12 protein-coding genes and 1 rRNA gene are annotated in these 13368 nt (G+C 54.0%); 1 reads left to right on the top strand and 12 read right to left on the bottom strand.

Features of this window, described 5'->3' with window-relative positions; genetic code table 11:
• From FPZ49_RS14425 to FPZ49_RS14400, 6 genes are all read right to left on the bottom strand, one after another.
• Nucleotides 1-121: ribosomal RNA gene (locus tag FPZ49_RS14425) — 16S ribosomal RNA — on the bottom strand; the annotation flags it as partial.
• Nucleotides 122-372: 251 nt separating this feature from the next.
• On the bottom strand, nucleotides 373-1368 hold the full coding sequence (locus tag FPZ49_RS14420) for a DUF1835 domain-containing protein (protein WP_144847802.1): 996 nt from the start codon (nucleotides 1366-1368) through the stop codon (nucleotides 373-375).
• An 82-nt stretch (nucleotides 1369-1450) separates the two neighbouring features.
• A complete protein-coding gene (gene ligA / locus FPZ49_RS14415; RefSeq protein WP_144847800.1) occupies nucleotides 1451-3469 on the bottom strand; it encodes an NAD-dependent DNA ligase LigA in 2019 nt (672 codons plus the stop codon).
• 38 nt (nucleotides 3470-3507) lie between these two features.
• Entirely contained in the window at nucleotides 3508-5835 is a 2328-nt protein-coding gene (gene pcrA / locus FPZ49_RS14410; RefSeq protein ID WP_144847798.1) for a DNA helicase PcrA, read from the bottom strand.
• 24 nt (nucleotides 5836-5859) lie between these two features.
• Nucleotides 5860-6546: a heptaprenylglyceryl phosphate synthase gene (locus FPZ49_RS14405; protein WP_186445820.1), complete on the bottom strand. Its 687-nt coding sequence runs from the start codon at nucleotides 6544-6546 to the stop codon at nucleotides 5860-5862.
• 207 nt (nucleotides 6547-6753) lie between these two features.
• Nucleotides 6754-7344, bottom strand: coding sequence for a hypothetical protein (locus tag FPZ49_RS14400; RefSeq protein ID WP_144847794.1), 591 nt, complete (start codon nucleotides 7342-7344; stop codon nucleotides 6754-6756).
• A gap of 201 nt (nucleotides 7345-7545) precedes the next feature.
• Between FPZ49_RS14400 and FPZ49_RS14395 the strand changes: the two genes are divergently transcribed.
• Nucleotides 7546-7917 carry a VOC family protein gene (locus FPZ49_RS14395; RefSeq protein WP_144847792.1) on the top strand — a complete coding sequence of 124 codons (372 nt, stop codon included), beginning with the start codon at nucleotides 7546-7548 and terminating at the stop codon, nucleotides 7915-7917.
• An 80-nt stretch (nucleotides 7918-7997) separates the two neighbouring features.
• Here FPZ49_RS14395 and FPZ49_RS14390 read toward each other — a convergent pair whose 3' ends face one another.
• The 6 genes from FPZ49_RS14390 to FPZ49_RS14365 all read right to left on the bottom strand — a co-directional run bounded on the left by FPZ49_RS14390 (nucleotide 7998) and on the right by FPZ49_RS14365 (nucleotide 13343).
• Nucleotides 7998-8783 carry a spore coat protein gene (locus FPZ49_RS14390; RefSeq protein ID WP_144847790.1) on the bottom strand — a complete coding sequence of 262 codons (786 nt, stop codon included), beginning with the start codon at nucleotides 8781-8783 and terminating at the stop codon, nucleotides 7998-8000.
• 25 nt (nucleotides 8784-8808) lie between these two features.
• Nucleotides 8809-9042, bottom strand: a complete 234-nt coding sequence (locus FPZ49_RS14385; RefSeq protein ID WP_144847788.1) for a spore coat protein — start codon at nucleotides 9040-9042, stop codon at nucleotides 8809-8811.
• A 132-nt stretch (nucleotides 9043-9174) separates the two neighbouring features.
• On the bottom strand, nucleotides 9175-10107 hold the full coding sequence (locus FPZ49_RS14380) for a DUF4340 domain-containing protein (protein ID WP_144847786.1): 933 nt from the start codon (nucleotides 10105-10107) through the stop codon (nucleotides 9175-9177).
• A complete protein-coding gene (locus FPZ49_RS14375) occupies nucleotides 10104-11495 on the bottom strand; it encodes a GldG family protein (protein WP_144847784.1) in 1392 nt (463 codons plus the stop codon). The genes FPZ49_RS14380 and FPZ49_RS14375 overlap by 4 nt, the downstream gene beginning before the upstream one ends.
• Nucleotides 11496-11548: 53 nt before the next feature.
• Entirely contained in the window at nucleotides 11549-12262 is a 714-nt protein-coding gene (locus FPZ49_RS14370; RefSeq protein WP_144847782.1) for an ABC transporter permease subunit, read from the bottom strand.
• Nucleotides 12255-13343 carry an ABC transporter ATP-binding protein gene (locus tag FPZ49_RS14365; protein ID WP_144847780.1) on the bottom strand — a complete coding sequence of 363 codons (1089 nt, stop codon included), beginning with the start codon at nucleotides 13341-13343 and terminating at the stop codon, nucleotides 12255-12257. Before FPZ49_RS14365 ends, FPZ49_RS14370 begins: the two co-directional genes overlap by 8 nt.
• Between the last annotated feature and the right edge of the window lie 25 nt (nucleotides 13344-13368).

Genomic DNA, 13368 nt, shown 5'->3' with positions numbered 1-13368 from the left:
GGCAGGTTGCCTACGTGTTACTCACCCGTCCGCCGCTAGGGTCCGAAGACCCTCGCTCGACTTGCATGTATTAGGCACGCCGCCAGCGTTCGTCCTGAGCCAGGATCAAACTCTCCATTAAAGAAAAGCTGATTGTGCTCATTGTATTTCAATAACGCTTGGCATTCGAATTCATTTGTTCAGTTTTCAAAGAGCTTTCGTCAGGTTGTTTTTTTGCCGTGACAAGATAATATCTTATCATCTTTCGACAAACTTTGCAACCTTTTATTTTATTGCGTTGTCGCTTGGCTTGCTTCATCTTTCGATGCCGTTTCGCGGCGACAAGGAATAATGTATCACAAATGGTACTAGGAATGCAAGTGTCATTTTTCGCTAATGTTTATCGAGGTTCGACGCGGTTTGATTCCAACGCCAAAGCCCCCTATGGCCAGTTAAATAAACTCCGCCCAGCCAACGGTTCAGGCCGTTCAATGCTGCGTAATCCGACTCGCCTCTCAGTGCTTGCTGTCCCAGTTCGGTTGAGTAGACCTTCGTCTGCTGCAGACTTTGATAGTCGACATGTGCGCCGTAATTGGGTAGGGTTGGTCCATCGATCACTAACAAGGGATGCTCGCCTCCGCGCATCTCCTCCAGGATGGCCCAGAACTGCACGTCTCCGAGACCGTAATCAAGGAATAGATTGCCGATCTGCTGAAATAGACTAATCGGTGTGTTGAGCGATTGCAGTACTAATGAAAGCACGGCTGTCTCTAAGGCGTTGAGGCCATTGGTTACCGATGGGTACCGCTGGAGATGACAAAGAAGTGCACTACGCAGGAACGGGAGTGCAGTGAGATCTTTTTGCAGGAGCTGTACCAGGGCCGTTGGGTTGTCGCCTGCATAAGCAAACCAGGCTTCTCTAGCGAGGTGCAGCTGATCTGCCGATACTTCACGCCAGCTTCCCAATAGAGATGCGGTTTGTTCTGCGTTTAGCTGCCCTAAGCCTTTAAAAGGATGCACTTCCGGGAACGAATTTATGCAGAGCAGTGAAAGTTTGGTCCCCTCAAGGTTTTGTCGGCTGAACCATTGGAGCAAATAAATTAACATCGTTTGATCAAACAGATCGTGCTCGAACCAAAGCACCACCTCGTCGTGTTGATGGTACTGCGTGAGCGCTGTCTCCTGCACCTCGGTAAACCGTTTAAACATCCCTCCAGGCACGCCTCTGCTCGTAAAATACTGCTCCCGGGCTTCCCTAGTGGGCTGGTCGGTGAACTCCACGGACAGCGGGCCTTCGTAAAGCGATTCGCGCCAGACTAAAATGTCCGCCTCGGGCAGCACCTCTCGCAGCGTCTCGCCAAAGCTATCTCCATTCACAATGTGCAGCATGATCACACCTGCTCCTCTCTTATTAAAAACGCCGAACCAAGGATCGCTCCCCAGTCCGGCGAATGCAGATTCTAGCTTCAGGTCAAGCTTCCCCTAGCAGCTGCAGCAGTTCTTCTTCGTTGTCGATAATGCGTATCCCCAGCTCCTGCGCCTTGGTTAGCTTGCTACCTGCGCTTTCGCCGGCAATAACGATATCGGTTTTCTTCGAGACACTGCCCGTTACTTTGGCACCCAGCTTCTCCAGCTTCTTGGCGCATTCGTCCCTGCCCATGGCAGTCAGCGTTCCTGTGAGAACGACGGTTTTGCCGAAGAATGGATTGTCTTCATTAGCGATTACCGGTGCCTCTTCGGCAGTCGGCTGAACGCCTGCGGCAAGTAATCGCTCGATACTGCGCTGCATGACCGGATCGCGGAAAAAGCCCACAATGCTTTCCGCTACGATGCCCCCGATATCCTGCAGCGTCATGAGTTCCTCCGGCTCCGCCTGCATCAGCTTATCCAAGCTGCGGTAATGGTCGGCGAGCACTTTGGTGGTCGTTTTGCCCGTATTGGGAATGCCGAGTGCGAACAGGAATGAAGCGAGATCGCAGGCTTTGCTTTTCTCGAATGCGGCAATCAGGTTCTCGGCCTTCTTCGTTCCAAAGCGCTCGAGCTTAATCAGATCGTCGAACGTTAAGTAATACAAATCAGCAGGATCGCGAACCTCCGACTCGTCGTAGAGCTGCTCGGCGGTTTTTTCGCTGAAGGTTTCGATATCCATCGCATCTCTCGAAGCAAAATGAGCGATGCGCCCCACCAGCTGCGGACGGCAGTTCAACCGGTTAGTACAGAACAGGTGAGCACCCTTGAATTCCAGCTCGCTACCGCAGGAAGGACATTGCTTCGGCGCAACGATCTCCTGCCCGTCGGCTTCCTCCGACACCTTCCCCAAAATCTCTGGAATGACATCGTTGGAACGTCGAATGTAAACTAGGCTGCCCAGGGCGTGCGTTAGATTTTTGCGGTTGATATCGTCCATGTTGTTAAGCGTGCAGTTCTGCACCGTAACGCCTGCGAGCTCCACCGCTTCTACGCGTGCTGTTGGCGTGACTTTTCCGGTACGACCGACGTTCCAGTTGACTTCGAGCAGCGTGGTGACCGCTTCTTCCGCCTCAAACTTGTAAGCGACCGCCCAGCGTGGGAATTTGTCCGTGTAGCCCAGCACTTCGCGGGTACGCATGTCGGTAATTTTGATGACGAGTCCGTCAATTAGGAAGTCAAATGTGTTGCGCATGGACACGACGTTGTCCAACTCCTGCTCCACGGCCTCAATGTTATCAAAGAAGTGGATAAACGGGCTGACTTTAAATTGATTGTCGCGCAGGAAGGCGACCATGTCCTGATGGTTGTCGAACTGAATGGCGTCGGAATAGCCGATGTTGTAGAAGTAGGCGTTCAGTTTCCGCTCCGCCGTCACCTTCGGGTTCAAGTTGCGAAGTGCCCCGGCGGCAGCATTACGGGCGTTCTTCAGCGGCTCCGCAGCCGTGAGGTTGTACGCCTCCAGCACGGACAGGTTCATAATTCCTTCGCCCTGCACCTCAATGATCCCGTCGCGATAAGGAATCGACAGGGGGATCGATTTGATGGTTTTCACTTGAGGAAGGATGCCTTCGCCGACTACCCCGCTCCCGCGGGTCGAAGCCTGCACCAGCTCGCCGTGATCATACGTCAAATTCAAGGTCAGCCCGTCGAATTTGAGCTCTAGTGCAAAGGAAAGCGGCGGCAGCGGCGTGTCCGGGTTCTGTGTGTTGTAGTCCCCCACGAGCTTTTGGGCGCGGGTATGCCACGCCATCAGATCGTCGTGGTTCTGCGCCTTATCCAGGCTCCAGAGCCGGGCCAAGTGGCGGTGCTCGTCAAAGCCCTTGAGCAGCTCATGACCCACCCGGCCTGTCGGTGAATGAGGCAGAACTACGCCGGTCTGCGCCTCCAGCTCCAGCAGCCTCGTGTAGAGGGCGTCCCACTCGGCATCCGTAATCGTCGGCTCGTCCAGAGTATAGTAATGATAATTATGCTTGTTAATTTCTTCGATGAGGGCTCTCATGGTTTCCAAAGCGTCCGGCATCGGTTTCATCCTCTCAGGGCTTTCGTTATATGGAAAGGCTAGCTTTGCTTCGTAATCGGCGCAAACTTGGCGAGCAGGCGCTTCACGCCCACCGGCGCCGGGAACGCGATCTGCAGCTCGGTGTCATCGCCCGAGCCTTTGATGGCGACGACGACGCCGGTGCCCCACTTGCCGTGCTGGACTTTGTCGCCCATGGCGAAGTCCTGCACGGGCGCCTTGGGCGCCGCTGCGGCCGGGGTCGCGGGCGCAGCGGCGCCAGTCCCTGCCGCGCCGCGGAAGCTCACGGGCGCGCGGTTTGCCCCTGCGGCGGCGGCGGAGCTATTGCCACCGCCAAAGCCGCCGGCGCTGCCGAAGCGGCGCTCTCCGCCGCCCCAGGCTGCGCCTGTGCTGCCGCGGAGGCCGCTGCCGCCCGCACGCGCAGACTCGACGAGCTCCTGCGGGAGCTCGGTCAAAAACCGCGACGGCGCGTTGGCCGTCGTGCGCCCGAACAGCGTGCGCATGCGCGCGCATGTGAGGAACAGCTCTTCCTCGGCGCGTGTAATGCCGACGTAAGCCAGGCGCCGCTCCTCCTCGAGCTCCTCGTTGTCCATCAAGGCGCGGCTGTGAGGGAAGACCCCTTCCTCCAGCCCCATGATAAAGACGACCGGAAACTCCAGTCCCTTGGCACTGTGCATCGTCATCAGCACGACTCCGCTCTTCTTCGCTTCTTCCGGATCCTCATTCATCGAGTCAATATCCGCGATCAGGGCTAGGTCGGTCAAGAATGAAACGAGCGACTTGTCTTCATTGCGCTTCTCGAAATCCATCGTCACGGACAGGAACTCGTCAATGTTCTCCAGGCGTGCCTGCGATTCGATCGTATTTTCCCGCTTCAGCTCCTCCCGGTACCCTGACAGCTCGAGAACCTGCTCGGTCAGCTCCGTCACCGACAAGTATTCGGTCATCCGGTACAAATTCTCAATCATGTCCCGGAAGCCCGAGAGCGCATGCTTTGCCTTCGCTCCGATCTCGATCATCTCGATGTTCTCCAGCATCGCAAACATCGAGACGCCAAAGCGTCCAGCGAATTCCGCCAGCTTATCTACGGTGGTGTCGCCGATGCCTCGTTTGGGCACGTTAACGACCCGCGCGAAGCTGATGTCGTCGTCCGGGTTGGAGATGAGCCGCAGGTAGGCGAGAATGTCCTTGATCTCTTTGCGGTCGTAGAACTTGACGCCGCCGACGATCTGGTACGGGATGTCCGATTTGATCAAAATTTCCTCGATCACCCGCGACTGCGCATTCGTACGATACAAGATCGCATGTTCTTGATAGCGACGGCCGCCCTGCACATTTTTGCGAATCTCGCCGGTGATGAAATAGCCTTCCTCGTGCTCGGAATCGGCTTGGTACAGCTTAATTTTGTTGCCCGCACCCTTATCGGTCCACAGGTTCTTCGCCTTGCGCCCCATGTTGTTGGCGATGACCTTGTTGGCGGCATTCAAAATGTTCGATGTCGAGCGATAGTTTTGCTCCAGCAAAATCGTGGTCGCATTCGGATAGTCCTTCTCAAAGTCGAGGATGTTGCTGATATCCGCCCCGCGCCAGCGATAAATCGACTGGTCGCTGTCGCCCACGACGCAAATGCGTTTATATTTATCGGCTAGCATGCGGCAAAGCATGTACTGTGCACGGTTCGTGTCCTGATATTCGTCGACGTGGAGGTATTGAAATTTATTTTGGTAAAACTCAAGCACCTCAGGCACTTCGGTGAACAGCTGAATCGTCGTCATGATCAGGTCGTCGAAGTCGAGAGAGTTGTTGCTCTTCAGCTTTTTCTGGTACAGCTTGTAGACCTTCGCTACGATGCCGTCAAAATAATCGCCGATCTTCGCCTCGAATTGCTCCGGCGTCTGCAGTTCGTTCTTCGCATTGCTGAGCGCCGCTTGCACGGCCTTCGGCTCAAACTTCTTGGAATCGATGTTCAGTTCTTTCATGCAATTCTTGATCACGGAGAGCTGGTCGCCCGAATCCAGGATCGTAAAGTTCGACGTAAACCCGATGCGGGTAATATCCCGGCGCAAAATCCGCACGCACATTGAGTGGAAGGTCGAGACCCAAATGTCCTGTCCTTGCGGACCAACTAAGCTGCTTACCCGCTCCTGCATCTCGCGAGCTGCCTTATTCGTAAACGTGATGGCCAAGATGCTCCAAGGCGCCGCTTTGCGCGTTGCGATAAGATAGGCAATCCGGTGTGTGAGCACCCGCGTCTTGCCGGACCCCGCTCCCGCCATAATGAGCAGCGGCCCGTCCACTGTTTCTACGGCGCGCTTTTGCTCGGGATTCAATTTTTGCACGGCTTTCATGATATCGATTGCTTCATTCATTCCCCTGTGATTCCTTTCCCATGTTTATTGATGTGCAGCACGAACCGCCTGTACAGTCGCCAGCGCGTGCTCCAGATTCTCGTAGATCACATTGCCTACAACGACGGTATGAGCCGCTTCCGCAGCCTCCCGCGCCTTGTCGGGGCCATCTACACCGCCGCCGTAAAACAGCCGCGATTCGGTCAGCAATCCACGAACCTTGCGTACCCACTCCATCTTCCCAAACACTCCGCTGTATTCCAGGTAAACGATAGGGCAATGGAACAAACGTTCCGCCAACCGCGCATAGGCCTCTACATCCTTCAGTTCGATCTCGGCATCGGCCTGTGTCAGCTTCGCTGCTGTCGAATCTCCATTCAATATAATGTAGCCTTCCGTTATCATCTGCTTCCAGTCCATGATCGCTCCGTAGTCTTTGATCGCGCGATGATGCTGTCCAACAATCCACTCGGGGGTCTTGCTGTTAAGCACAATCGGGATCATAAACAAATCGAAGCCCGGCACGATGGCCTCCTGATTGGATACCTCCAGCACGCACGGCACCTCGTACCGGCGAATCCGAGCCAGCAAATCCACGGTATTATCAAACGTGACGCCGGTGGAACCGCCCACCATCACCGCATCGGTACCCGAAAGGCAAATGCTCTCCAGCGCCTCGTCCGTCAGTTCTTTATCGGGATCGAGCTTAAATACATGCTTCCATTCATTCATACGCAAATGCACAGGCAATGCCTCCTGTCGGTCTTAAAAAAAGACAAGCCGTGCCCAAGTGCTGCAAGGCACACGGAGTACCTCCAGTTTGTCTAAAAAATAGTCTATGCTACCCCAAGTCCAGTGTCAATGAATCGCATGTCCCTGTCATAGTATACCATATTATAAGAATATATGTTCTTGTCCTAAAAGAAAAAAAGCAACCCCTTACGAGGTTGTCTTAAAGTCCGTGATGATCAGTTTGTCGCCTTGGATCTGATAGCTCGATTCATGATGCATGGTCGGCTCGGAGTAATCCTGCTTCGTTTTGCCGCTCAGCGTAATTTTATATTGATCCTTGCCCGGATGGGATTTGCTCAGCTCGTACTGCCCCCATTCGCTGCGCAAACCAAGCATGGCTTTCGTACTGTTCGCCTGATATGTACCGGTGGTCGGATCCTCACGGTAAAAGTAAGCAATGAGCCGCTCCGCCATGTCGGTCGTATATACCTGCATCAAATGCGTGCGCATCTCGCGCATCGCATAGGCGTCCATTTCGCCGGTGACCGGAGAAGACAGCACCTGGTGCGTCCAATCGTCCACCTGCTTAATCCAAGCAATTACTTGGGCATCGGATTGATTCATGATGTCTTTGCCCATCGGCGGGGGTGTGATTTGACCGAACGTTTGGAGCAGCCGGTCTTTACCTACGGTTTTTTGCATCGTTTTCATTTGCGTCGTGTTCCGCTCATCCTGCTTCTGCGTACAGCCTCCGAGCAGCACGGTCATCGCGACCAACGCGATCCCGATTTTTCTCATAAAGGTGCCTCCTTGCGTCGCGTGGTTATCGTATTTTTCATATTATGGGTTAAAATCAAAAAACTATTCTACGAGTTCCGAAGCGATGAAAAAGGTTTAACATCTCCTCTTTACAGTGAATGGAGTTGGAGTTATCCTTATGATATATACCGTTTGTTGAAACTAAGTTTCATATTATAAAACTGTCGGGAGTGAAATGAGATGACGACCCACGGATATCTTGGCATCGATCATGTACAACTGGCTGCTCCACAGGGCTGTGAAGATGAAGCACGCTCCTTCTTCGGCGGGCTTCTCGGTATGAAGGAGCTTCCGAAGCCGGAAGCGCTGCAAAAGCGTGGCGGCGTATGGTTTAAATGCGGCAGCCATGAACTGCATATCGGCGTTCAGGACGATTACATTCCTGCGGTGAAAGCCCACCCCGCGTTCTTGGTCCGCGAAATTGAAGCGCTGCGCGGGCGTTTGTTAGACCATGGCGTGGAGATCAAAACGGATGAGCCGCTAGCAGGAATGACACGCTTTCATATTCAGGATCCGTTCGGCAATCGCCTGGAGTTTGTAGAGCGCCACTAAGCCAACACATGCAAAAAAAGCCCCAAATTCCCGTGATGTTCACTGGAATTTGGGGCTTCCCTGCTTTACTGCTGCTGCACTTACGTCATGCTGTAATTGCTGCCATACTGATGCGACTGCGACTGGCTTCTGCCGCTCGTCGAGGCTGGGGTATGACTGCCATAGGTTTCATGTGAAGCCGCCGAGCTGCTGTATTGGTTGCTCGTATAATCCTGAGCCTGCTGCGCCGAGAAATAGTCCTGGTTATCCGTACCGGAAACGGACGATTTCAAGGTGCCTTCTTCTTGCGAGACGGTTGAGTTATCGGCATCATTTAAGCCAAAGGCTTGGGTAATCGAAGTCGAAGGGCCGTAGCTGGGGCTTCCGATCTGACCGTAGCCTGAAGCCGAAGCGACATAGCTTGTCTGATAGCCCTGCGAAGGCTGCTGATACGTGTGGGCCGGCTGCTGGTAGGAGGCATTCTGCCCATACGATGGCTGCTGCTGCTGGGCCTGATACGCATAAGAAGACGCGTTCGCCCCCTGCACCGCTTGCTGCACTAAGTTCTGCAGCTGCTCGGCCTTGCGCAGCTGCTGCTGAAGCTCCTGCTGTACTTCTTGCTGCGTAGCCATTTTGATTTGACCGTAGCCCTGCATCTGAGACAGCACGTTAAACAGCTCCGCTTGATCTTGCAACGTGTGCTGCGTTACGGTGGCGAAGGTTTGCCGGATCGCCGGATGGGTTGCCTCCAATGCAGCGGTCGTATATTCGCGCGCCACCCGCTTCAATTCATTCAGCACCAGATTGCCCGCATCCTGCTCCTGAAGGTGATAATGCTGCTGCGACTGACCCGATTGCTGTGGTTGGTAATAAGATGATTGATACATGCTCTGCACCTCCTTGGGCTTGTTTTTAGTGGCTCATGAACGTATGCTGCTGCAATGTCCGAATCAGTTGATCCATGTGCTGCAGCCGATCCTGCGCAATTTGCGTCAATTTCTGCTTCAGCTGCGGGGTGTGGCATTCCGCCGCGCCCTGAACCGCAAGCTTGGCGAGCAGCTCTTCATTTTTCAAGCAATCCGATATGTACGCCAATTCCTTAGAGCTTACGGTATTCATTCCTTGCTGGTATTGTCCTGTGTACATCGAACCATCCTCCTTTCCCTGTTTTCCAAAAATTAGGTTTTCCAGGCACGTGGGAATTTATGTATACAAAAACACCCCTTGAAGCGACTTTTTACGAAGTCCTCTTCAAGGGGTATTATCATTCCGAGCGCGTTATGGCGCCTTCGGCGGTTCTTTGCCTTTGTCGGACAGCTCCTGAATGCCGGTCACCGGGATGGCGTAAGCCCATTCCCCGCCCTGCTTGGCAATCCAAACATTGTCGCCGTCCAGCTTGCCTACATAGACGCTCACGGTTTCTTTGCCTGCGGTGTCCGCATCCTTCAGCTCCACCTTCAGCTCCGGAGCATCCAGTCCCTTCACGTCCGCCGCCTTCTTCACGAGCTGATCGGTCGTCAGAAACGCCGCTTTGTCGAGATACTGGCTGGCGTCGCCGCCTTTCACCACCGCATCGCCAAGCTTCCAGTTCGCCTCGTAGGATTGCTTATCCGTGTCGGTCTTGGTTAAGGTCCACTTCTGACCCTTCCAATCGACCGTCATGCTGCGCAGCTGCTCGTAATTCACTTTGATCGGACTGTTGTCCATAAAGTCCATCTGCTGCTTCGCCAGTGCCGTCACCTTCGCTTCAGCAAGCTGGAACACCTCCGGCGAGCTGTCGAATTTCGCGTAGAAGAAGCCCTGCACAGCGACGGGATTGCCAATGGACAGCGTATGCTTCGAGCCGTTCGTAAGCGTGACGGTGAACTCATGCGCCGGCTTGTCGAGCCCGAACTGAGCGATATCGGTAGGATTCGCATCCACCGACTTGTCCTTAGTCGCTCCATTAAACGAATCAACCCAACCCGCCGGCGAGTAGTCGTTCAAAGGAAGCGGAGACGGCTTGGTCATCGTCCATTTGCCGTCCTTTTGTTGCAGCTCGATGACGCTATCTCCGCTTTTGATCGTGTAGCTCGCTACCTCTTCTTTTTTCACCGTGACCAGGGACTGCGCCTCCGGCTTCTTTTCCCTAAAGAAATCTTTGTTCGACGCATACCAAAAGCCTGCGATACAAAGCACCACCAAAACGAGCGTGGGGATTAGCCGCTTCATCCTTTTCTCCTCCTCCACCAAATCGCGCCGCCGACGATCAGGAAGAGTAACGGGAAGATGAGCACCGTGCCGAAGAAAATCAGATTCGCTTGGCTGCCGGTCAGCAGCGCTTGCTGCAGCGCATCGCCTTCACGCGGACGAATCGTCACTTGATCCTTCTGCTCCTGCAGCCAGCCTACGCTGTTGAGCGCAAAGTCGCGATTGCCCTGCTGCGAAATGACTTGGTCTGCAAAGAACGTCGAGCCGCCGAGAATGACTGCTTTCGGTTTGTTGTCTTTGGTTTGTACAACGTAGCCCAGATTGAGCGGACCTTTGACATCGCTCGCATCCTTGTTGCTTCGGCTGTTATCGGCCAACTGCTTGAGGTCGGTTTCGCCGTAGGCTTTATCCGTTGTTTTGAGGATCGCCGTCGCCGGGAAATCCGCCGAGGGCTGGTCGTTGCCCAGCGTAACCGCAAGCGTCATCATGGTCAAAAGATTATAATCCTGAAGCTTCTTCGTGATGTCATGATATCCGTACTCCGGAATGATCGTCAACGGATCGTACAACACGCTTTGCTTCGGTTCGATCGCGACCGCATGCTGGTCTTGGATGCTATAAGTCGCCATAAGGGCGTCGAGATTTTTCCACTTGGTCGCCATGTCTTTATTGAAGCCAAGCGCCAGATACAGCTTCCCTTTGCCGTTCATGTACGTCTTGATCAAATCGGCTTCCTTATCGCTGATATCGTTCGACGGACCGATGATGAACAGCACCTCGGCATCGTCCGGAATTTTGCCTTCACGCAGCAAATTCAGGTCCTTTACCTCGTAGTTCGCGCTTTGGAGGCCCGTTTGCCACAGGTTCATCTGATTCAGCGGAATTTCGCCATGCCCGGACAAGAAATAAATCTTGCTCTTGTCCTTCGAGTTCAGATTCATAAGCGCCTGGGTCAGCTTCTCTTCGCCGCTGAACTTATACTCGCCCTGCTGCTGCCCTGGAATGAACATATCGTAATAATTGATATATTTTTTCTGCTGCCCGCTTTCCACCACGAGCGTACCGGCTGGATCGACATCATACTGCTTCGCCATTGCCGGCTGTTTTACCAGATCGTATTCGTCAAACGTAATCTTGCCGTTCCGCTTCTTGTATTCCTGCACCAGCTCTACGACCTGCCGTTTGATGTAAGGGTCGGTCTGATCACTGGTCAAAGACAGGATGTGCACATCTGTATTGAGCGCGCCGAGTGCGGCGGTTGTTTGGTCTGACAGGGTGAACTTTTTATTTTGCGTCAAGTCGACCTGCAAATTTTTCGTTGAGTTCAAGAAGATCGACACGACGATAAAAATCCCAATGACCGCCAGAGACAACACGGCCGCATTCGTTCCGCGAATCCACTTATTCAATTGCCTTTCCCCCTTCTGCTCGCACCCTCACCAGGCGCGTAAGCGATCGTCGATTATCTCCACCGTTTACGTTCAAGCACTTGAATGCTCAGGAAGACAAACACCAGGATAAACATCAGGTAGAAAATCACATCGGCAAAATCCAGCACACCCTTCTGCAAATCGCCGGCCCGGCTAATAATGGAGAAGACGCCGAGGAATTCTTTGATTTTGCCGCCTACCGAATCACCCAGCCATTCAATCGTCCAGAACACCAGCAAAATCGCGAACGCCGCAATCCCGGACACCATCTGGTGCGACGAGAGAGAGGAAGCGAACAGACCGACCGCCATCATCGCAGCGCCCATCAGGAACATCGCCAAGAAGGACAGCCACAGCACCGGCTGATCCAGCTTGCCGTACATGCTCAAAATGAGCGGATATAGCAGGCTGCCGCCAACCAGCAGAAGCTGTACTACGAGTGCCGACAAATATTTGCCCACTACAATCTCGGTAATACTGGCCGGTGAGGTCAGCAATAGTTCGTCCGTTCCCTGCCGAAGCTCATCCGAAATCAGACGCATGGTCAGCAGCGGAATAATGAAGAGAAAGATAAACGAAATGGTGCCAAAAATCGGCCGCACATCCACTACATACGGCGGATTCAAAAAGTTCGCGCTAAAAAAGTACCCCGCTATTACGAAAAAGAATGCAAACGCCGCATAGGCAATCGGAGAATAAAAATACATTTGCAGTTCTTTCTTGGTCATCGCCAGCGTTCTACGCATTCGAAGCCACCTCCTCCGGATCGTCAGACGCATCCGCTGGAGACGAATCCAGCGACTCGTTGGTCGTCAGCTTCAAGAAGATGTCCTCGAGGCTCAGCGATTCCTTCTTCATTGCCAAAATCGGGTAGCGCCGCTCGGCCAAACGGTAAAATACCGCTTCGCGGATATCTTCACGATCTGCCGAGCTAACGAGGACTTTCACCGTACCGTCTGTGTCGTCTGGTGCCACTGCTGCGGAAATCGCTGCTGTCTCGGGCTCGACGGCCTCGTTGTCGGTACTTGCCGCTGCTGCTTGGACTGCCACTTCGACCGGGTTCAGCTCCTTCACGCCAGACACGCCCGGCACGCTGCGAAGCTCGGACAGCACTGCTTCCCGCGGTCCCTTCACTTCCAGCGACACCTCGAACGTTTCGCCCATCGAGTTCGCCAGCTGATCCGGCTGCCCGTCGAGCACGATGCGCCCTTGGTTGATGATCAGCACACGGTTACAAAGCGTATTGATCTCCGGCAAAATATGCGTGCTCAGCAGCACGGTGTGATTTTCGCCCAGCTCGCGGATGAGCTGACGAATTTCGATGATCTGCTTCGGATCGAGTCCGGATGTAGGCTCGTCCAAAATCAGCAGATCCGGATTGTGCAAAATTGCCTGCGCCAGGCCGACCCGCTGTTTGTAGCCCTTGGACAGACTGCGGATAATTTGCCGCTCGCGTCCCTGCAGCCCCAGGCGCTCAATGACTTCGCCTATGCGCCGCTTCTGTTCCTTGACCGGGATGCCGCGAAGATCAGCGATAAACTGCAAATACGCTGTAATCGACATCTCCGGATAAAGCGGGGGCGTCTCGGGCAAATAGCCGATCTTCTGGCGCGCCTTCTTCGGGTGATCCGCCATCGACAAGCCATCGACCAAGATCGAGCCGTGCGTCGGATTCAAGTACCCGGTGATCATCCGCATCGTCGTTGTTTTACCGGCGCCGTTGGGCCCCAGGAAACCGACAATCTCTCCGCGGCTCATCGAAAAATCGATGCCGTGGACCCCTCTTTGGTTCTCGTACAATTTACTGACCTGTTTGACCTCCAGCACGCGTCAAAACCTCCTGTCATCGCAC

It is taken from the genome of Paenibacillus cremeus, assembly GCF_007786445.1.
Lineage (GTDB): Bacteria > Bacillota > Bacilli > Paenibacillales > NBRC-103111 > Paenibacillus_G > Paenibacillus_G cremeus.
Note: the sequence above shows the minus strand (reverse complement) of the source record. Positions and strands in the feature narration are given on the sequence as shown.

Excerpts from the sequence above, each read along its gene's own strand:
- FPZ49_RS14420 (WP_144847802.1), bottom strand. The coding sequence starts at position 1,368 with ATGCTGCACATTGTGAATGGAGATAGCTTTGGCGAGACGCTGCGAGAG.
- ligA (WP_144847800.1), bottom strand. The coding sequence starts at position 3,469 with ATGCCGGACGCTTTGGAAACCATGAGAGCCCTCATCGAAGAAATTAAC.
- pcrA (WP_144847798.1), bottom strand. The coding sequence starts at position 5,835 with ATGAATGAAGCAATCGATATCATGAAAGCCGTGCAAAAATTGAATCCC.
- FPZ49_RS14405 (WP_186445820.1), bottom strand. The coding sequence starts at position 6,546 with ATGAATGAATGGAAGCATGTATTTAAGCTCGATCCCGATAAAGAACTG.
- FPZ49_RS14400 (WP_144847794.1), bottom strand. The coding sequence starts at position 7,344 with ATGAGAAAAATCGGGATCGCGTTGGTCGCGATGACCGTGCTGCTCGGA.
- FPZ49_RS14395 (WP_144847792.1), top strand. The coding sequence starts at position 7,546 with ATGACGACCCACGGATATCTTGGCATCGATCATGTACAACTGGCTGCT.
- FPZ49_RS14390 (WP_144847790.1), bottom strand. The coding sequence starts at position 8,783 with ATGTATCAATCATCTTATTACCAACCACAGCAATCGGGTCAGTCGCAG.
- FPZ49_RS14385 (WP_144847788.1), bottom strand. The coding sequence starts at position 9,042 with ATGTACACAGGACAATACCAGCAAGGAATGAATACCGTAAGCTCTAAG.
- FPZ49_RS14380 (WP_144847786.1), bottom strand. The coding sequence starts at position 10,107 with ATGAAGCGGCTAATCCCCACGCTCGTTTTGGTGGTGCTTTGTATCGCA.
- FPZ49_RS14370 (WP_144847782.1), bottom strand. The coding sequence starts at position 12,262 with ATGCGTAGAACGCTGGCGATGACCAAGAAAGAACTGCAAATGTATTTT.